The sequence below is a fragment of the Acidovorax kalamii genome, assembly GCF_002245625.1.
Taxonomy (GTDB): Bacteria; Pseudomonadota; Gammaproteobacteria; order Burkholderiales; family Burkholderiaceae_C; genus Acidovorax; species Acidovorax kalamii.
Genome location: NZ_NOIG01000006.1, coordinates 279,983 through 299,793, shown reverse-complemented (window position 1 = coordinate 299,793; position 19,811 = coordinate 279,983). Strand labels below are relative to the sequence as shown.

The 19,811-nt window shown below is 66.0% G+C and carries 15 protein-coding genes; 7 read left to right on the top strand and 8 right to left on the bottom strand.

Translation table 11 applies throughout. The annotated features are described in order from the left end of the window. The first annotated feature begins 49 nt into the window (after positions 1-49). From CBY09_RS10180 to cynS, 6 genes are all read left to right on the top strand, one after another. A complete protein-coding gene (locus tag CBY09_RS10180) occupies positions 50-1,258 on the top strand; it encodes a sensor histidine kinase (RefSeq protein ID WP_094289107.1) in 1,209 nt (402 codons plus the stop codon). Next, positions 1,255-1,950: a response regulator gene (locus tag CBY09_RS10175; protein ID WP_094289105.1), complete on the top strand. Its 696-nt coding sequence runs from the start codon at positions 1,255-1,257 to the stop codon at positions 1,948-1,950. Before CBY09_RS10180 ends, CBY09_RS10175 begins: the two co-directional genes overlap by 4 nt. A 146-nt stretch (positions 1,951-2,096) precedes the next feature. After that, positions 2,097-3,503, top strand: coding sequence for a CmpA/NrtA family ABC transporter substrate-binding protein (locus tag CBY09_RS10170; RefSeq protein WP_094289103.1), 1,407 nt, complete (start codon positions 2,097-2,099; stop codon positions 3,501-3,503). A gap of 1 nt (position 3,504) precedes the next feature. Then, a complete protein-coding gene (gene ntrB, locus CBY09_RS10165; protein ID WP_094289101.1) occupies positions 3,505-4,374 on the top strand; it encodes a nitrate ABC transporter permease in 870 nt (289 codons plus the stop codon). Further along, positions 4,364-5,248, top strand: a complete 885-nt coding sequence (locus tag CBY09_RS10160) for an ABC transporter ATP-binding protein (RefSeq protein WP_094289099.1) — start codon at positions 4,364-4,366, stop codon at positions 5,246-5,248. The genes ntrB and CBY09_RS10160 overlap by 11 nt, the downstream gene beginning before the upstream one ends. A gap of 113 nt (positions 5,249-5,361) precedes the next feature. Further along, positions 5,362-5,805, top strand: a complete 444-nt coding sequence (cynS, locus tag CBY09_RS10155) for a cyanase (protein WP_094289097.1) — start codon at positions 5,362-5,364, stop codon at positions 5,803-5,805. Between the two features lie 36 nt (positions 5,806-5,841). Here the strand turns inward: cynS and CBY09_RS10150 are convergent, their stop codons facing one another. Further along, positions 5,842-6,414: a DUF3455 domain-containing protein gene (locus CBY09_RS10150; protein WP_094289095.1), complete on the bottom strand. Its 573-nt coding sequence runs from the start codon at positions 6,412-6,414 to the stop codon at positions 5,842-5,844. 247 nt (positions 6,415-6,661) lie between these two features. Here CBY09_RS10150 and purT point away from each other — a divergent pair, with 247 nt between their 5' ends. Continuing rightward, the gene (purT, locus tag CBY09_RS10145; protein ID WP_094289093.1) at positions 6,662-7,864 is read left to right on the top strand and encodes a formate-dependent phosphoribosylglycinamide formyltransferase; all 1,203 of its coding nucleotides are present in this window, start codon (positions 6,662-6,664) and stop codon (positions 7,862-7,864) included. A gap of 98 nt (positions 7,865-7,962) precedes the next feature. On the opposite strand, the gene CBY09_RS10140 is transcribed toward purT, so the two are convergent. The 7 genes from CBY09_RS10140 to tssF all read right to left on the bottom strand — a co-directional run bounded on the left by CBY09_RS10140 (position 7,963) and on the right by tssF (position 19,798). Beyond that, positions 7,963-8,904 carry an ATP-binding cassette domain-containing protein gene (locus CBY09_RS10140; RefSeq protein WP_094289091.1) on the bottom strand — a complete coding sequence of 314 codons (942 nt, stop codon included), beginning with the start codon at positions 8,902-8,904 and terminating at the stop codon, positions 7,963-7,965. A 29-nt stretch (positions 8,905-8,933) separates the two neighbouring features. Further along, a complete protein-coding gene (locus CBY09_RS10135; RefSeq protein ID WP_094289089.1) occupies positions 8,934-10,070 on the bottom strand; it encodes a GGDEF domain-containing protein in 1,137 nt (378 codons plus the stop codon). A gap of 58 nt (positions 10,071-10,128) precedes the next feature. After that, complete coding sequence (locus tag CBY09_RS10130) at positions 10,129-11,610, bottom strand: AMP nucleosidase (RefSeq protein ID WP_094289087.1); 1,482 nt, start codon at positions 11,608-11,610, stop codon at positions 10,129-10,131. A 76-nt stretch (positions 11,611-11,686) separates the two neighbouring features. Then, positions 11,687-14,041, bottom strand: coding sequence for a S41 family peptidase (locus tag CBY09_RS10125; protein ID WP_094289085.1), 2,355 nt, complete (start codon positions 14,039-14,041; stop codon positions 11,687-11,689). A 34-nt stretch (positions 14,042-14,075) separates the two neighbouring features. Further along, entirely contained in the window at positions 14,076-16,766 is a 2,691-nt protein-coding gene (gene tssH / locus CBY09_RS10120; RefSeq protein ID WP_094289083.1) for a type VI secretion system ATPase TssH, read from the bottom strand. Between the two features lie 60 nt (positions 16,767-16,826). Next, the gene (gene tssG, locus CBY09_RS10115; RefSeq protein WP_240515666.1) at positions 16,827-17,918 is read right to left on the bottom strand and encodes a type VI secretion system baseplate subunit TssG; all 1,092 of its coding nucleotides are present in this window, start codon (positions 17,916-17,918) and stop codon (positions 16,827-16,829) included. Between the two features lie 5 nt (positions 17,919-17,923). After that, a complete protein-coding gene (gene tssF, locus CBY09_RS10110; protein ID WP_094289080.1) occupies positions 17,924-19,798 on the bottom strand; it encodes a type VI secretion system baseplate subunit TssF in 1,875 nt (624 codons plus the stop codon). Between the last annotated feature and the right edge of the window lie 13 nt (positions 19,799-19,811).

Sequence of the window (19,811 nt, the reverse complement as noted above, 5' to 3'; positions counted from 1 at the left end):
GATGTGTTCATCGTCGCCACCTGGGCACGGCCATTGCTTGGGTACCCTTATGTCCACCAACGTCCTGAACCTGCCCGCCGGTGCCAGCGCCCTCTGGCAGAACCGCCTGGGGCTGCTGCTGGAGTCCACGGGCGAGGGAGTGTTTGGCATTGATCTGGCGGGCAACTGCGTGTTCATCAACCGGGCGGGCGCGCAGATGCTGGGCTTTGCGGCCGATGAGGTGATGGGGCGCAACATGCACGCGCTCACCCACCACAGCCACCCCGACGGCAGCCCGTATGCGGATGGCGACTGCCCCATCTTCAATGCGTTCCGTCAGGGCCTGCCCTGTCGTGTGGACACCGAGGTGTTCTGGCGCCGCGATGGCTCGGCGTTTGCCGTGGAGTACTCGAGCCACCCCATTTTGGAAGGCGATCAGGTGCAGGGTGCCGTGATCGCTTTTGTGGACATTACCAGCCGCAAGCGTGCCGCCGATGAGCTGCAGCGCGCGCACGATGAGCTGGCCCGCGCCAACGACGAGCTGGAGCGCCGAGTGGCAGCACGCACACAAGAGCTGTCGCAGGCGCTGGCGCAGCTGCGCGAGCTGTCGGCCTACTCGGAGCAGGTGCGCGAAGACGAACGCACCCGCATCGCCCGCGAAGTGCACGACGAGCTGGGCAGCCTGCTGGTGGCGCTGAAGATGGATGTCAACTGGCTGCACAAGCGCCTGGGCGAGCAGGGCGAGCGCACGCCCGAGGCCGCAGGCGACATGCGCACCCAGATGCGCTGCAAGTGCCAGAACATGAGCCGCCTGATCGAAAACGCGGTGGACAACGTGGGCCGCATCATCACCGACCTGCGCCCCAGCATCCTGGACCACCAGGGCCTGTGGGCGGCGCTGGAGTGGCAGGCACAGGAGTTCGTGCAGTCGGCCGAACTGGAGCTGGCGTGGCAGATGGAGGTGCCTGCCACCCTGCATTTGCCCGAGCCTGCCGCCATAGCGGTGTTCCGCATCTTCCAGGAGATGCTGAGCAATGTGGGCCGGCACGCGCAGGCCAGCGCCATCGACATCGCCATCGATGTGCAGGACGAGATGCTGCAACTGCGCGTGCGCGACAACGGCGTGGGCGCCACCCGCCAGGCCCTGGAGGCGCCCACCGCCTATGGCGTGATGGGCATGCGCGAGCGGGCGCGGCAGCTTGGGGGCCGGTTGAGCATCACCAGCGAGCCGGGGCAGGGCTCGTGCCTGCAATTGCTGATTCCTCTGGAGCTGTCATGAATTCCGTGGTTCGCGTGTTGATCGGTGATGACCACCGCATCGTGCGGGAGGGGCTCAAGCAGGTGCTGGGCGACCCGGCCAATGGCGTGCCCGAGATCACTGTGGTGGCCGAGGCCACCCAGGGCAACGAGGTGCTGGAGCTGGTCGCCGCCTTGCAAGGGCCCACGGGAACACCGGGGCTGGACCTGGTGCTGCTGGACATCGCCATGCCGGGCATGGACGGCCTCGAAGTGCTGCAGGCGCTGCGCAAGGCCTGGCCTGCATTGCCGGTGCTGATGCTGAGCACCTACCCCGAGCGACAGTACGCGGTGCGCTGCATCCAGATGGGCGCGGCGGGCTACCTACACAAAAGCGCCGATCCCGACGACATGGTGGCCGCCGTGCGCAAGGTGGCCGCTGGCGGGCGCTACCTGACGGAAGCGACCGCGCAAGCCCTGGCAGGTGCACTAGAACGCACCGGGGTGGTGCGCACCGCCCAGCAGGGCACGCCCGCCGGGGTGGACGCGCTCTCCTATCGGGAGCACCAGGTGTTCCGCCTGCTCACTGCCGGGCAGAGCGTGAGCGAAATTGGTGCGCAGCTTAAGCTCGCGCCCAACACGGTGAGCACCTACCGCGCCCGCATCCTCGAAAAGACCGGCGCGCGCAACGATGTGGAGCTTGCGCTGCTGGCACGTGGCGCACCGGCAGAGTGAATTCGGTGCGTTGCACGACCGATTTGTAGTGCTGGCCCTACACGCTGTAGACACCACACCCACGAATTCATGACAGCGGGCCGACACCGGCAAAAACTGGCCCGCGCTTTGCGTAACGCCTGGCACCAACTTCTTCGAGGTGTGCCATGTCCGAATTCTTCTCGCCCTACGATGCCGACCGCCCGTTGATGCTGAAATGCAGCTGTGGCCGCGACCACACGGTGGCCGACCACCACACCGAGGTGTCGGCCGATGCCGCCGCAGCCACCCTGCGCCAGCGCAGCGAGACCCGTGAGTTCGAGCTCTACAGCAACGAGTTCATCGAAGCCACGCTGGTCAAGGCGCTGTTTCCGCAAGACGCAGTGCGCCGCCGCTTCATCAAGGCGGTGGGTAAGGGAACGGCCATGGCGGCCATCGCCAGCGTGTTGCCCGTGGCCAGCATGCAGGCCATGGCGCAAGAGAAACAGGGCGCACTGGAGAAGACCAACCTCAAGATCGGCTTCATCCCGATCACCTGCGCCACCCCGCTGATCATGGCCCACCCGCTGGGCTTCTACAGCAAGCAGGGCCTGAGCGTCGAAGTCACCAAGACGGCAGGCTGGGCACTGATCCGCGACAAGATGATCAACAAGGAGTACGACGCCACGCACTTCCTGAGCCCCATGCCGCTGGCGATCTCCATGGGCCTGGGCTCCAACGCCACGCCGATGAACGTGGCCACCATCCAGAACGTGAACGGCCAGGCCATCACGCTCAGCCTCAAGCACAAGGACAACCGCGATCCCAAGAACTGGAAGGGCTTCAAGTTCGCCATCCCCTTCGAGTACAGCATGCACAACTTCCTGCTGCGCTACTACCTGGCCGAGGCGGGCTTGAACCCCGACACCGACGTGCAGCTGCGCGTGGTGCCACCCGCCGAGATGGTGGCCAATCTGCGTGCGGGCAATATCGACGGCTTCCTCGGCCCCGATCCTTTCAACCAGCGCGCCGTGTTCGAGGAAGTCGGCTTCATCCACCTGCTCACCAAGGACCTGTGGAACGGCCACCCCTGCTGCGCCTTCGGCACCAGCACCGAGTTCATCCAGAAGAACCCCAACACCTTTGCCGCGCTGTACCGCGCGGTGCTCACCTCGGCCGCGATGGCGCGCGACCCAGCCAACCGGGAGCTCATCGCCAAGGTGATTGCGCCCCAGGCCTACCTGAACCAGCCCGAGGCCGTGCTCAACCAGGTGCTCACCGGCAAGTTTGCCGACGGCCTGGGCAAGATCCAGAACGTGCCGGACCGCGCAGACTTCGACCCCATGCCGTGGCAGAGCATGGCCGTGTGGATGCTCACGCAGATGCAGCGCTGGGGCTACATCAAGGGCGATGTGGACTACAAGCAGATCGCCGAAAAGGTGTTCCTCATTACCGATGCGAAAAAGCAGATGAAGGCGCTGGACCAGAAGGTGCCCGACGGCGCGTACCCCAAGTTCAAGATCATGGGGCGCGAGTTCGATGCGGCGAAGGCGGCCGAGTACGCCAAGAGCTTCCCCATCCGCAAGGCGGCATGACATGACTCCCGCCAAGAACCTCAACCTGCGCGCGGGCCTGTTGTCCGTGCTCATCTTCCTGGGCCTGCTGGGGATCTGGTACATCGCCACCGCTTCTTCGGGCGCGGGCAACAGCACGGCCGGCATGACCGCCGAGCAGATCGAGTACGCCAAGATGATGGGCAAGGACCCAGGCGCCAGCGCCAAGGGCAGCGGCTTCCCCTCACTGGCAGAGATGGGCCGTACCGTGTGGGGGCACGTGTCCAACCCGTTCTATGACAACGGCCCCAACGACAAGGGCATCGCCATCCAGCTCGCGCATTCGCTGGGCCGGGTCGCGCTAGGGTTCGGCCTGGCCTGCCTGGTGGCGATACCGCTCGGTTTCGTCATCGGCATGTCGCCGCTGCTGCGCCGTGCGTTCGACCCGTTCATTCAGGTGCTCAAGCCCATCAGCCCGCTGGCGTGGATGCCGCTCGCTCTCTACACCATCAAGGACTCATCGATCTCGGGCATCTTCGTGATCTTCATCTGCTCGGTGTGGCCCATGCTGGTGAACACGGCGTTTGGCGTGGCATCGGTCAAGCGCGAGTGGCTCAACGTGTCGGCCACGCTGCAGGTCAACCCGCTGCGCAAGGCCTTCCTGGTGATCCTGCCTGCCGCAGCGCCCACCATCCTCACGGGCATGCGCATCAGCATGGGCATCGCCTGGCTGGTGATCGTGGCGGCCGAGATGCTGGTGGGCGGCACGGGGATTGGCTACTTCGTGTGGAACGAGTGGAACAACCTGTCGCTCACCAACGTGATCTTTGCCATCCTGGTGATTGGCGTGGTGGGCATGTTGCTCGACCTGGCCTTCGGCCAGCTGCAGAAGGTGGTGACCTATGTGGAGTGATGTCGCCCAGCGCCCGGCTGTTCCAGCCCCTCTTGCCACTGATGCCACTGACGCACCGCAACGAAAGGCCTCTGCCGTGACCCAAGGCTTCCTCCAGATCGACCGGCTGAGCAAGGCCTTTGTGCCCGCCAAGCCCGTGTTTGCCGATGTGTCGTTCACGCTCGACAAGGGCGAATTCGTCTGCATCATCGGCCACTCGGGCTGCGGCAAGACCACCATCCTGAACGTGCTGGCGGGGCTGGACACCGCCACCTCGGGCACCGTCATCATGGACGGGCGCGAAGTGGCCGGCCCCAGTCTGGACCGGGGCGTGGTGTTCCAGAGCCACGCGCTCATGCCCTGGCTCACGGTGCGCCAGAACATCGCGTTCGCCGTGAAGTCGCGCTGGCCCGACTGGAAGAAGAGCCAGGTGGATACGCATGTGGAGAAGTTCGTGGCGCTGGTGGGCCTGAGCCCTGCCATCGACAAAAAGCCTTCGCAACTCTCAGGCGGCATGAAACAGCGCGTGGGCATTGCGCGCGCGTTCTCCATCCAGCCCAAGATGCTGCTGCTGGACGAGCCCTTCGGCGCACTCGACGCGCTCACACGCGGCACCATCCAGGACGAGCTGATGGCCATCGTGCGCCAGACGCAGCAGACGGTCTTCATGATCACGCACGATGTGGACGAAGCCATCTTGCTGGCCGACCGCATCCTGCTCATGAGCAACGGCAACGAGACGCCCGAGGGCTACCGCCCCGGTGGCATCGCCGAGGTGGTGGTCAACCCGCTGCCACGCGAACGCACGCGCGCCAGCCTGCACCACCTGGACGGCTACTACGCGCTGCGCAACCACATCGTGGACTTTTTGGTGACGCGCGCCAAAGCCCACTGATTTCCTGAATAACCCAGCACTGTCGTGTTGCCCTCAGGGGGCGGCAGGGAGTGCTGCACCCTGAAGTTCCTGTTCCCTGTTCCAAAACCCATCCAACCGAAGGAGCCATCACCATGAACCGCAACGACGTTACCGAAAAGATCATCAGCACCAAGGTCGCCAAGGGCCTGCAATGGGAAGCCATTGCCAAGAAGGTCGGCCAGTCCAAGGAATGGACCACTGCCCTGTGCCTGGGCCAGATGACCGCCACGGCCGAACAGGCCAAGGTGCTGGGCAAGATCTTCGGCCTCAAGGCCGAAGAGCAGAAGTGGCTGCAGGTCGTGCCCTACAAGGGCTCGCTGCCCACGCCCGTGCCTACCGATCCGCTGATCTACCGCTGGTACGAGATCGTGAGCGTCTACGGCACGACCATCAAGGAACTGATCCACGAGGAATTCGGCGACGGCATCATGAGCGCCATCGACTTCAGCATGGACATCACGCGCGAAGCCGACCCCAAGGGCGACCGCGTGAATGTGGTCCTGTCGGGCAAGTTTCTGCCCTACAAGCAGTACTGATCCGGAGCGGGCGGCGTCGCCCGCTCCCCTGCCTCGTCAGGCGGCCTTCCAGAAGATGTAGTCGGCCTGGTACTTCACGATTTCGCGCGCGCCCTTGTTGGCCGTGGTGCAGGCTGTGGCGGGCGCCACGCCGCCCTTCAGGGCCACGCGCTGGATGTAGGTCACGCCCACCATGGCGCCGCTGCCCATGGCCGGGTTGGCCTTGACCAGCTGGTAGGGCAGATTGCCTGCGCCTGACGGTGCCACCGCCAGCTGCGTGGCGGTGAGCTTGGAGCCATCGTTCGACTCCCAGGTGGCCGGAGGGCCGTAGTAGGTGCCCACTTGTTTGCCGCTGCGGTCGTTCAGCACCGCCTTGGGGCCCACAAACACCCATTCGGTCTGGCCGGGCATGTTGGCCTTGTCGCGGCATTCGTAGGTGATCTCGCCCACGCCCACGGTTTCCATGGTGACCTTGTGGCCCGCTGGCACCTTGATGGTGTCGGGCAGGCTGTCCTGCGAGTACATGGGGCTGGATGCGGGCTTCATGGCGCCGCAGGCCGTCAGCAAGGTGGCGGTGGCAAGCGCGAGGGCCCAGGGGGCCAAACGGGTGTGCAGGGGCTGGGTGTGCATGGTGGTTGCCTTTTCTTGAATGGGTTGGAGGGTGCAGCCGCCGCAAGAACGGTCTGCTGCAACAGGGGGTACGCATCCGGGCGCGGATTGGATGTGGGCAAGGCAAAATTTCTTCGCCCCCCCTGTCTGGTGTGCTGGTGGGCCCGGTCGCACCGGGCCACTACCCATGCATTAAAGTCGCCGAATTGCTGCGACAGGCCCCCTGTCCTTCGTGGCGTTTGCGTCTTCTTTTTCTGGAAAACCTCCCATGACCACCCTCGGAACCCCTCTGTCCCCCCACGCCACCAAAGTCATGCTGCTGGGCTCCGGCGAGCTGGGCAAGGAAGTGCTGATCGCGCTGCAGCGCCTGGGTGTCGAAACCATTGCCGTGGACCGCTACGACAACGCCCCCGGCCAGCAGGTGGCCCACCATGCGCGCACCATCACCATGAGCGACCCGGCCCAGCTCAAGGCGTTGATCGAGGCCGAGCGCCCGCACCTGGTCGTGCCCGAGATCGAAGCCATCGCCACCCCCATGCTCGAAGAGCTGGAAGCCGCGGGCACCGTGCGCGTGATCCCCACGGCCCGCGCGGCGCGCCTGACCATGGACCGCGAAGGCATCCGTGTGCTGGCGGCCGAGACGCTGGGACTTCCCACCAGCCCCTATAAATTCTGTAATTCGCTCGAAGAGCTGCAGGCTGCGATTGATAGCGGGATTGGCTATCCCTGCATCGTCAAACCCGTGATGAGCAGCTCCGGCAAGGGCCAGAGCAAGATCGACGGCCCGGACGATGTGAAAAAAGCCTGGGACTACGCCATGGCCGGTGGCCGCGTGAGCCACGGCCGCGTGATCGTCGAGGGCTTTATCGACTTTGACTACGAAATCACCCAGCTCACCGTGCGTGCGGTGGGGGCCGATGACCAGATCGTCACCAGCTTCTGCGACCCTATCGGCCATGTGCAGGTGAGCGGCGACTATGTGGAAAGCTGGCAGCCCCACCCCATGCACCCCGCCGCGCTCGAAAAATCACGCCAGATCGCCAAGGCCGTGACCGACAACCTGGGTGGCCAGGGATTGTTTGGTGTGGAGTTGTTCGTGAAGGGCGAGAGCGTGTGGTTCAGCGAAGTGAGCCCGCGCCCGCACGACACCGGCCTGGTCACCCTGTGCACCCAGCACCAGAGCGAGTTCGAGCTGCACGCCCGCGCCATCCTGGGCCTGCCGGTGGACACCCGCCTGCGCAACCCCGGCGCCAGTGCCGTGATCTATGGCGGTGTGGAAGCCCAGGGCATCGTGTTCGATGGCGTGGACGAAGCCCTGCGCGTGCCCGGCACCGACCTGCGCCTGTTCGGCAAGCCCGAGAGCTTCACCAAGCGCCGCATGGGCGTGGCGCTGGCGCGGGCGGAGGATGTGGACACTGCGCGCCACAACGCCAAGCTCGCGGCGGGCAAGGTCAGGCCCCGTAAAGCCTGAATTTCAAGAAAAAATGGCCGTTTGCGCGCGATGGATAAGCGCTTGTAGCTATTGTTTTTATAGTAAACATCGGCTGGCGCGCCAGCCGATGCCAACGCTCAGCCATCCTCGCGGATCTGGCGTCCCGTGAGCTTGAGGAACAGATCCTCCAGGTTGGCGGGCCGGTGCAAGGTGCGCAGGTGGCTGTGCTGCCCCAGCGCCTGCAGCAGCGGCTGGGCGTTCTGGGTGTAGAAAAACACCGTCTCACCGCTGACCTCCACCCGGGCCGCGAGCGCGCGCAGGGTGGTGTCTTGTGTGAGTGCCACCGCGCCCACCCCAAACACCTCCACCACCTCGCGCTCCAGGTGCTGGGCAATCAGCTCGCGCGGGCGGCCTTCGGCGATTTTTTTGCCATGGTCCAGCACCAGCAGGCGCGAGCACAGGCGCTCGGCCTCGTCCATGAAGTGGGTGGTCAACAGGATGGACTTGCCCTGCTGCAGCAGCAGTTGCAGCCGCTCCCACATCAGGTGGCGCGCCTGCGGGTCCAGGCCGGTGGTGGGCTCGTCGAGCAGCAGAAGGCGCGGGTTGTTGACGAGGGCACGCGCCAGCGACAGGCGCCGCTTCATGCCGCCCGAGAGTTCGCCGGGCTTGGCATCGGCCTTGTGGGACAGCGCCCCAAACTCCAGCAGCTGCGGCACGCGCTCGTCCATCACCGCGCCCTTGAGTCCGAAATAGCGGCCAAACACGCGCAGGTTCTCGGCGCAGGTGAAGTCCGGGTCCAGCGTGTCGAACTGCGTGACCACCCCCAGCTGCGCCTTGATGGCCAGCGCATCGCGCGGCATGTGCAGCGGCGCCGCGCCAGGGGTGGGCGTGAAATGCACGGCCCCGCCATCGGGCGCCGTGAGGCCCAGGCACATGCGGATGGTGGTGGTCTTGCCCGCGCCGTTGGGGCCGATGACGCCCAGGCATTCGCCGGGGGCAATGGCAAACGACACGTCATCCACCACCGTGGTCTCGCCGTAGCGTTTGCGCAGGTGCAGGGCTTCAAAAAGTGCGGTCATGGTTTGATTGTGTGTGAGGCGCGGCGCATTCAGCTGGCAGCCACCAGCCGCCCCCGGCCCGCCGTCTTGGCCTCGTACAGTGCACGGTCGGCCCGCGCCATCAGCGCAGCCAGGTCGGTTTCGCCAGGCGCTGGTGTTGCCAACCCGGCGCTGTAGTCCAGCGCAAAGCCCAGTTCAGCCACACTCGCGGCGTGCAGCCGCCGACGCAGGCGCCGGTCAAACGCCATGCCGGCCGGGGCGCTGTTGTGCAGCAGCAGCACGCCAAACTCCTCGCCGCCCAGCCGCCCGATCAGATCGCCGCTGCGGCAGGTGTCACCCAGCAGCCGTGCAAACAGCTGCAGTGCGCGGTCGCCCGCTTCATGGCCCCGGGTGTCGTTGATCTGCTTGAAGTGGTCCACATCCAGCATCAAGGCCGTCACGGGCAGCTGGTGGCGGGCGGCGTGGGCCAGCAGGCTGGCGCCCTGCTGAGCGAAGCTGCGCTGGTTGAGCAGGCCCGTGAGGCCATCGGTCATGGCCAGGGTGCGCAGTTTCTGCTCGGCCTCTGCACGCCAGGCCACCAGCAGGGCCACGGTGCCCAGCACCAGGCTCACGTTGGTGGCCATGGCCGCGGCCAGGTTTACCGGGTGGGGCGTGCGAAAGCTGGGGTACTGGTCGGTAAACGCGCCCAGCATGCCGCGCGCCAGCGTGAAGGCCGCCGAAGTGAGCAGGCAGCCCAGCAGCAGGCTGCGCCAGCGCAGGCTGGACTCCACCACGGGCGCCAGGGTGGCGCGTGCCACGATGCAGAGGATGGCGGCCATCAAAAAGTTGGCCCAGCCCACCCGCCAGGCGTAGTGACCAAAGCCCAGCGTGTAGCCCAGCGGGGCGGCAATCACCAGCACCAGCAGCAGGCGGGGCAACGGGCGCGGGCCCAGCCACTCCTCCAGTGCGCGGTACAGCATCCACTGGGCCGCTGCGTTGCAGGCGATCGACAGGGTGGACAGGGCCTGGTCCCACAGCGACGACGAGGCGATGATGGCCGCCCAGGCCACGGCCTGCAGCAGCAGGCTGGCCTGCACATGGCGCGCCGCACGGCTCACGCCGCGGCCCATGATCAGTGGCAGGGCCGCCGAGATCATGAACAGGTTGGTGGCCATGACGGCCATCAGGGTGAGGAAGTCCAGTGGCATGGGGCAGATCGGCCCTGCGTGCTTGGTGGCGTTTCTTTCTTTTTTCTCTCTATCTTCTTTACTGGAAGGCGACTTCGGCAAAGCTGCGCAGCTTGCGGCTGTGCAGGCGGTCCACGCCGCCGTTGCGCAGGATCTCGATGGCACGCATGCCAATGCGCAGATGCTGGTCCACGCGCTCGCGGTAGAAGTGGTTGGCCATGCCGGGCAGCTTGATTTCACCGTGCAGGGGCTTGTCGCTCACGCACAGCAGGGTGCCGTAGGGCACGCGGAAGCGGAAACCGTTGGCGGCGATGGTGGCGCTTTCCATGTCCAGCGCCACGGCGCGGCTCTGGCTGAAGCGGCGCTGGGGCGTGTTGTCGGGCAGCAGCTCCCAGTTGCGGTTGTCGGTGCTGGCCACGGTGCCGGTGCGCATCACGCGCTTCAGGTCTGCACCGCTGATCTGCGTGACATCGGCCACGGCCTGCTGCAGCGCCAGCTGGATCTCGGCCAGCGCCGGGATGGGCACCCACAGCGGCAGGTCTTCGTCTAGCACATGGTCCTCGCGCACATAGGCGTGGGCCAGCACGTAGTCGCCGAGCTGCTGGCTGTTGCGCAGGCCCGCGCAGTGGCCCAGCATCATCCAGGCGTGCGGGCGCAGCACGGCGATGTGGTCGGTGATGGTCTTGGCGTTGGCCGGGCCCACGCCGATGTTGACCATGGTGATGCCGCTCGAATCCTTGCGCACCAGGTGGTAGGCGGGCATTTGCGGCAGGCGGGGCGGCGCGGCGCCCAGGTCGTCGCCCGCCTCGGCGCTCAGGCCCACGCGGCGCGTGACCACGTTGCCGGGTTCGATGAAGGCGATGTATTCGCTGTCGGGCTTGGCCATCTCGGCATGGCCCAGGCGCACGAATTCGTCGATGTAGAACTGGTAGTTGGTGAACAACACAAAGTTCTGGAACCACTCGGGCGCCGTGCCCGTGTAGTGGCGCAGGCGGTGCAGCGAGTAGTCCACGCGCGGTGCGGTGAACAGCGACAGGGGCTGGGCCTCGCCCGGCGCAGCCTGCCAGGTGCCGTTGGCAATGCCGTCGTCCATGGCGGCCAGGTCGGGCAGGTCGAACACATCGCGCATCAGCATGCGGCGGGCCTGGGTCAGCGTGCCTTCGATGTGGTCGTGCTCGGCAAACGAGAAATGGATGGGGATGGGGTGGGTGCTGGTGCCCACTTCCAGGTCCACGTTGTGTGCAGCTCGCAGCAGGCGGAACTGCTCGGCGTAGTAGTTGGCAAACAGGTCGGGCCGGGTCAGCGTGGTCTCATAGCGCCCGGGGCCCTCCACAAAGCCATAGGCCAGCTTGGTATCGGCCCGCGCCACGGTGGTGGTGTGCACCCGCACAAAGGGGTAGAAGGCCCGCACCGGGCCCTCGGGCGTCTCTCCTGCCACAAAACGCTGCATGGCGTCGCGCAGGTGGCCGATCTGTTGCTGGTAGATGCGCTGCACCTGGGCCAGGGCGTCGGCGGGGTCGGTGTGGCGGGTGGGGGCGATGAAGTCGGGGATGAGGGGCATGCGCTATTTTCGCTTGCCCGCGATCCCGCAGGAGGGCGGGCGGGTTTTTTCAGGACGTTGCGGGCTTTTGGGGTGCTCAGCGGGCGGGGGATCTGCTCTCCAGCCACTGCACGGCCGTGTCCAGCACGGGGTCGCCTCCGCCCAGGGCGCGCTGCACGACCCCGGCATCGACGGCAACACGGAGGTCGGGCTCGACGCCTTTGCCGAACACATAGTGCTCGCCGTTGGCTGCGAGTTCTGCCACGGTGGGCGCATGGACCACCATGTCGCCAGGCAGGAGGATCCGGGTCGTCATGCCCACTGCACCGGGCGTGGGTTCGGTCGCGACGACCTGTGCCCTGCCTGCCTTTTGCAACCAGGCGGCGAACATCTCGCAGGCCCCCATGCATTCCGGGCCCGTCAGCAGCACCAGGGGGCCGCTGTAGTGCGCCTGGCCTTGCGTGAAGAGCGGCAACTGAGGGGGGAGTCCCAGACTGCCACGCGTGCGCCAGACCTTGGCGGTGGCATCCGCCTGGCGCTGGGCGTAGCCTTGCAGCCGGAGGGGGCGGTCGTACGAGAAGAATGAGGCCACATAGTGCGGAACCAGCTGGTAGGACCCATGGTTGGCGCCCCGCAGATCGAGCACCAGACCCCGCAGCCGCGCCTGATTGGCGGCGGCCAGGCTGCGCTCCCACAGGTCCAGGTTGCCGCCGCCGTCAGCGAACGAACTGAGCGCCAGATAGCCATACTGACGGCCCGACTGGCTGCGCAGCTGGAACGCCGACAAGGATTCATTGTTGGGCCCGGTACCCGCAGCCTGTGGCCTTTCGGCCATGCGTTGGCGCAGATCGATGGACTGGTCCTTGCCGTCCTGCCGCACCTTCAGGACCATGGCCTCCCGGTCATAGGCCGTGAGCTTGAGCGCTTCGTGGCGGCGCCCCGCCTCGGTGGGGCGATTGGAGTGGCGAGAAGCCCGGCCTACATAGCGCGACATGCTTTCGCTATTGACTTCCATGATTTCTGCCCCCGGCCGCAGACCAGCGAGGTCGGCGGCAGAGCCGGGCGCGACGCTGCCGACCATGGTGCGGCCATCAGCAAGCCACCACACGCCCTGCTGCGGCAGTGGAGTGATCCCGCGTGGCACCCACTGCCCGGCCAGACCGGTGTCCAGTCCTGCCGCCAGCCGCTGGAGTCCGTTGGCGCTGCGCAGATCAACCCGGAACAGGCCGTCCTGCAGGCGTGTGCCGATCTCGGCATAAACCTGCGCCATGGCCCGCCGGTCCCGCTGGTCACCGGCCTGGCGGATCCTGTCGGCCAATTCGGCTTGCAGCCTTACCCAGTCCGTGGGCTGGGCGCCACGAAAGGGGTAACGCTCATGCATCACGCTGGTGAATGCCTTGAACGCATCGCCGGGCGTGAGCCGGGTCAGGTCGATGTCGGTGGTGTACTGCACACCGTACTGTGACAGTGCGACCTCACGACTGCGGTCGAAGCTGAAGCCGCGGCTGTCCAACGTGACCACGGTGTAGCCGCGCGGCAGGCGCACCATGGGGTCATCGGGGGTGAACAGTCGGCCATCCGCGCCAAACCCCGCCGGGAACGGCGCGCCCGCCTCGCTGGCCCACACCAGCAGCTTGCCTCCCACCGGTTCCATGGCCAGGTCAGGTTGCAGGGGCCATTCCATCTGCACAGAGCTGGTGGTCAGCATGGCGTGCTGCTCAATCGTGTCCAGCGCACGGCGGCCCGCACGGCGCGGCAGCTGGGTGTGCACGGACAGCGCAAAGATCTTCACTCCGGTGCCCGACACACGCAACCTGCCCGTACCCAGATCGAAAAGTGTCCCCGGGGGGGTGGGCGGCAGGTCAATCGAAACGGCCGAGCTGTCCATGCGGGGCGTGGCCAGCAATTGGTCCTGAGGCGGCGTCACGTGCGCCGCCTGGCGTTGCACGAAGTAGGCGCCCTGGTCGAGCAACGCCACGAGCGTGCTGCCCGCCGTGATGGGGTCACTGACACCCCGCTCCAGCGCCGCGATGAGGCGCACCGGACCGCCCTCGTCGCGTGCCATCACCGCCGGTCCGGAAGGAGGCTGGAAGGGGATGCCGTTGCGGTTGTCCCAGGCCTGGCGCCCTGCGTCTACGGCCTGTCGGCCCGTTGACATCACCTGCTGGCCCGTGGACATCATCTGCTGCCCGGCGGATACCGCGCCCTCACCGCGGCTCATGACCTCGCCCGCCCGACCCAGACCGTCGAGCAGCCCCGCGTGCACCGGTCCGATCGGGGTCAGCGTCAGTGCGAGCAGTCCGGCAGCCCACAGCCTGCGCGGTACGCACTGTTCGCGATTTGGTCGGTGCATATCGCATACCCCGCTGCGCTGCTTGAGCGCGTTGGCTGGCGAAGCTTTGGTGGCGCGGGTGATCTGGGACAGGTCGCGTAGCAGGCGGTCGTTGGGCATAGTGGCGTTGACTGGCGAGAAAAGGCTTTTGGAATCAGGTGTAGCGGATCACAAAGTCGTTGTCGGCAGCGCTCACGTCAATGCGGTCGATGCATTTCGCATCCACCGAGGCCTGCAGGAACTCCATCGCGAGGCGAGGGAGAAGGTTCTGGGTCAGGATCGCGTCAATCATGCGTGCCCCGGATTCGACTTCGCTGCAGCGCTCGCGGATCAGTTGCACCGCACGGTCGTCGAACTGGAACTGTGCGCCGTGGTTGGCCTGGATGCGGGCCTGGATACGGCGCAGCTGCAGTCCGATGATCTGCTCGAGCATCGCATCGGAGATGGGGTAGTAAGGCACCACCGTAAGGCGTCCCAGCAGTGCGGCGGGAAACTTGTCGAGCAAGGGTTGCCGCACGGCTTTGGCCAAGGCTTCTGGTGTGGGGGCCAGCTCCGGGTCGCTGCACATGCCGGCTATCAGCTCCGAGCCGACATTCGAGGTCAGGATGATCACGGTGTTCTTGAAGTCGATGTAGCGACCCTCGCCGTCCTCCATCCAGCCTTTGTCGAACACCTGGAAGAACATTTCGTGCACGTCGGAGTGGGCCTTCTCGATTTCATCGAGCAGCACCACGCTGTAGGGTCTGCGCCGCACGGCTTCGGTCAGCACGCCGCCTTCGCCGTAGCCGACGTAGCCTGGAGGCGCCCCCTTGAGTGTGGAGACCGTGTGCGCTTCCTGGAACTCGCTCATGTTGATGGTGATGAGGTTTTGCTCGCCGCCATACAGAGCTTCGGCCAAGGACAGCGCGGTTTCGGTCTTGCCCACACCGGACGGGCCCGCGAGCAGGAATACGCCAATGGGCTTGCTGGGGTTGTCCAGCTGCGCGCGGGCCGTCTGGATGCGGCGCGTAATGGCCTCCAGGCCGTGGCGCTGTCCGATCACCCGTTTTTCCAATGTTTGTGCGAGCGTCAGTACCGACTTCACTTCGTCGCGCACCATCCGGCCGACCGGGATGCCAGTCCATTCGGCGACCACGGCAGCCACGACACCGGCATCGACCACAGGATGCAGCAGTGGGTCATCACCTTGCAGGGCCTCAAGCTCCTTGCGCAGCGCTTCCAGCTGTGATGCTGTGACGGTCGGTGCAGTGACGGAAGGCTCTGCCGGGGCGACGGCTTCGCCCTGCGTGCGGGCAAGGCGTGCCGCCATCAACGCAGCCTCTGCCTGGACGATGCGCTGGGCAAGCTCGCTTTCGCGGCCCAGTCGGTCGGCCAGCGTGCTGCGTTCCTGCTCCAGGCGCTCCAATGTGGTCGTCAGTTCGTCCTGGCGGCCCGCCTCCGCCAGGCCCAGTTCCGCTTCGCGCTGCACGACGTCGAGTTCCAGCCGGAGAGCGTCTTGCTGCCGGGTGACCGCTTCCAGGCGCGCAGGTGTCGCTGTCAGGGCCATGGCGACGCGGGAGCAGGCCGTGTCGATGAGGCTCACGGCCTTGTCCGGGAGCTGGCGCGAAGGGATGTACCGGTGCGAAAGGCTAACGGCAGCCACCACGGCCTCGTCCGCGATCCGCACCTTGTGGTGAGCTTCCAGCTTGGCGGCCACACCGCGCAGCATGTGGACGGCCTTGGGCTCATCCGGCTCGTGGATGTGCACCAGCTGGAAGCGCCGGGTCAGCGCTGGGTCTTTTTCGATGTACTTCTTGTATTCGGCCCAGGTCGTGGCGCCGATGGTGCGCAGCACGCCACGGGCCAGCGCGGGCTTGAGCAGGTTGGCAGCGTCGCCCGTGCCCGCCTGGCCACCGGCTCCGATCAGCGTGTGCACTTCGTCGATGAACAGCACGATGGGTGTGGTGCTGGCCTGCACCTCGTCCAGCAGCGAGCGCAGGCGGTTTTCGAACTCGCCCTTCATGCTGGCGCCGGCCTGCAGCAGGCCGACATCCATGACGCGCAGCTGAACGCCACGCAGCGGCGGAGGGACGTCGTCCGATGCAATGCGCAGTGCCAGGCCTTCCACCACGGCGGTTTTGCCGACACCCGCTTCGCCTACCAGGATGGGGTTGTTCTGACGGCGGCGCATGAGGATGTCGATCATCTGGCGCACCTCCTCGTCACGCCCAGTCACCGGGTCAAGCTCGCCTTTGCGGGCGCGCTCAGTCAGGTCCACCGTGTATCGCTGCAGCGCCTCTTGCTTGCCCGCGCCCAGCGACGGCGTCGCACCGCTGGCCTCGCCGGGGCTTCCTTGCAGACCTGAGCCATCGGCCGCTTGCAACTTGGCCTCCGGCGAGTGCGGCAGCACCTTGGGAAATGCATCGCTCAACGCGGGTTCGTTGATCTTTTCCAGCTCCTTGGAGATGGACCGCAGCTCGTTGGCCAGTGCCCGGGTGCGCAGCATGCCCGACAGCCAGTAGGCGCTGCGGATCTGCGACTCGTTGAACATCAATGTGGCATAGACCCACCCGCGCTCGATCGACGTTTCGATCTGGTCCGAGAAGTCGGAGATCGATGTAGCGCCCCGGGGAAGCCGGTCCAGGCTGCGCAGCACATCGACGGCGAGCTGCTCGGCATCGATTTCGAAGTGGCGGAAGATCCGCAGCAGGTCGGAGTCGTTCTCCTGCAGCAGCTGGTGCAGCCAGTGCACCAGCTCCACGTAAGGGTTGCCCCGCAGTTTGCAAAACACGGTGGCGCCTTCGAGCGACTTGAAAAGCAGGGGGTTGAGTTTTCCGAACAGGGCAAGGCGGCTGATCTCTGACATGGGCGTGGTGACGGTGCGTTGAAGAGAAAAATGCTGGAAGGGTTGTGTGTGGGGCGGCCGCTAGCGGGTGGCCGCTGGCACTGTTCGGGCGATGACGCGGTGACCACGGGACTGGAGCCAGCTTTCCGGGTCCAGGCGGAGGTCATCCGCGTCGCGGGGCGCGGGGCCATCGAGCATCCAGCTCGTCCAGCCTAGCCGGGTGCCACCGCCAAGGCGTGTGCCAGGCACTTCCTCCCGCTGCAATACGAGTTCGAAATCCCAGGCGTATTCGATGCCCAGGTAGTTGCGCACCCAATCCACCAGGGCCCTGAAATCGGGTTGGTCGGGCAGGAAACGCTCGTACTGGGCGAGCGTCATGGGACCAATGCGCAGGCGGAACTTGCTTTGGGCGTCCGGCACCCGTGAACCGACCACCGTGTCCACGCCCAGTTGGGAGTTGCACGGGTGTCGCGACAGGCGGGTCTGTTGCGATGGTTCCAGTGCCAGGAAGTGAAGGCAGTACTCCTGCATCACTACCGGCACCCCGAAGTAGCTGCCGATGGCACGTTGCAGCCCTTCCGGGTTGCGGGTGGACCGCGTCATGTGTCCGGCCATGTGCAGCTTGGCGTGGTCTTGCACGGCGTCGCGCTGGCGCGCAGACGGCTCGCCGATCCCGATGAGGCTGGCCAGGTGTCGGCTGAACATGCTGTCGCCCGGCCGGTCGAGCGACACGGTGGGCTGGGCATCGGCCCAGGCGCGGAAGAAGAGCAGGAGCAGCCGGTGGTGGAAGATGTCGGAAAACCGTGCAAGCGTCGGATCGTCGTACTGTCGCTGGCGCTCCCGCACATATTCCGTCAGGTGCGTTGGCATGGGCCCGTTGGGGCCGTAGAGGCCGAAGTTCCAGACCGTCAGGCGCTCTGGCTGGCCTGCGGTGGGGGGCAGGAGTTCTGCAATGGTCGCGGGCGCGAAAGCGAGCGACGGGTCCTGTCCCAGGCGGATGGGCTCGGCTTGCGGGCGGGCGGCGCGGCCCAGACGCGGCTGCTCGGGATGGTGAGCCTGGAGCCAGCGCAGTGTGAAAAACAGATCGAAAGCATGCGGGTCGTGGCGTAGCCGCCGCCACAAGACTGGTTCACCAGTGCGTTGCCCTGCCTGCGGCAGGGTGGGCGGTGCCATGCGACTCATGTGTTGGGCCTCTGGCCGGGCCGCACGTCCCATGTGGCGACAGGCCCACGCTGCCGGGAGTGCAGAGACAGCTCCGTGAAGCTGTTCACGCCCACATGGCGTGCGAAGAAGCGCTCCAGCACGCAAGCGAGCGGCCAGGCGCTGACGCCGGCAAAGGAGGATTCGTCCACCGTCAGAGTGACGCCCACACCGCGGCCGTACACCAGCTGCCTGTGCTGCGTGAGGCGTCGGGTGATGGGGCGGATGCTCATTTCTTTGAGTCCCGCGACCTGGCCCGCGAGCGCATGGTCTCCGAGGGCCAGATAGAGGTTCATCAGCTCGCGCAAGGTTGCTGCCCCTTCTTGCTCGGAGAGGTCTGTCATCGCGAGGTAGTTCAGCGAGAGGTGGGAAATCAGCCGCCAAGTGACTTCGTTCTCGGCAATGCTGCCCACGGGCCGTGAGGGGCCCGCGATGGTGCGGATGGCGCCAATGGGGGCCGAATCGAGCGTGATGAAATCGCCCTCAGCCTGGTTGGTGGACATGAGCAGCGGCAAGTCCCGGTTCGTGCACAGCGTGCGGACGGACAGTTGCTTGAGGTCGTCGGAGAACGGGGCTGCCTGCTGGTCCACCAGCGACAGGAAAACCTCGCTGCCAAGGTACTGGGTGCGGGGACCGAAGCGCACCGCGTGCTCCGAAAAAAGCCGGGGCTCCCGCCGCACCGCGAAGTACGCCTGGTCTTCCGACCGGATGCCGTGCACGGAGGCGTAGAGGGGAACGAACTCCCGGTCGTTGATCTGGCCCTCCTGGTGCCCCGTGACCCCGAGAACGCTGTACACCTCGAAGTCGCGCGGTCGTGTGCGCTCCATCACCACGTGGTACTCGTTCACATCTGCGGACACGTGGATGCGGTCCGCCATGCGTTCGAAGAGGTTGATGGCCGGAGTGCAATGCAACAGGAAGTTCTGCGCGTCCACGACTGGCTCCAGGTCCGGACGGGCCTTGCGCAGCAGCAGCGTCATTGCTAGCCGCCGCGAGGGAACCTGCCTGAGCGAAGCGGCCAGGCCCTGTATAGAAAAGAACCGGAAACGGGGCGGAAAGGCGAAGTACTCGTGCAGCAACCGGTGGCCTTGGAACGCGCGGTGCGAGTAGGGCAGCAGTGCCTGTCGCTGTTCATAGCCTTCCGCCTGCAACGCCTGGGCCGGCAGGTAGCCGTACACCTTGCCGGGGTCCTGCACGTCATGCACCACGATGCCCTGCAGCGCGTGGTGCAGCACCTCTTGCAGGTGGGAAGCCACGGTGTCGGTGGCATGGATGTAGAAGTCGAGCCGGTCCATCGGCAGGCGCGAAAAATCGGTCGCACCCTGAGTTTCGAATTCCATCCGCAGATGCCCTGCGGGCTCCTGAGGCAGGCCGAAGCGGGCCAGCGGAATATCCAGCGGCGGGCCGCCCAGTGCTGCACGTGTGAGGGACACGGGCCAGAGCGTCACATCGTGCCCGGTGCGGAAGTCGCACGGCGTCTGGTCGTCGGTGGACTTGCGGGTCCTCAGCATGCTGCCCGCTGGCAGGCAGTAACCGTCAGCCACGTTGCCTTCGGTTTCGCTGGGCGACATCTGGACGATGACCATCGCGGGAGTGGGGGCTAGGTAGTGGGGGCACACCATTTCGAGGATGCGCTGCGAAAGCCTCGGAAACTCCGCATCCATCTTCATCTGCACTCGGGCCGTGAGAAAGCTGAAGCCTTCCAGCAGCCGTTCGACATACGGGTCGGCCACGTCCAGGTCGCGCAGCGCCAAGCGCCCTGCGATCTTTGGGAAGGCCGCAGCGAACTCGGCGCCCAGTTCGCGCAGGTATGCGAGTTCGCGGTTGTAGTACTCGACCAGGCGCGGATTCATTGCACGGCTTTCA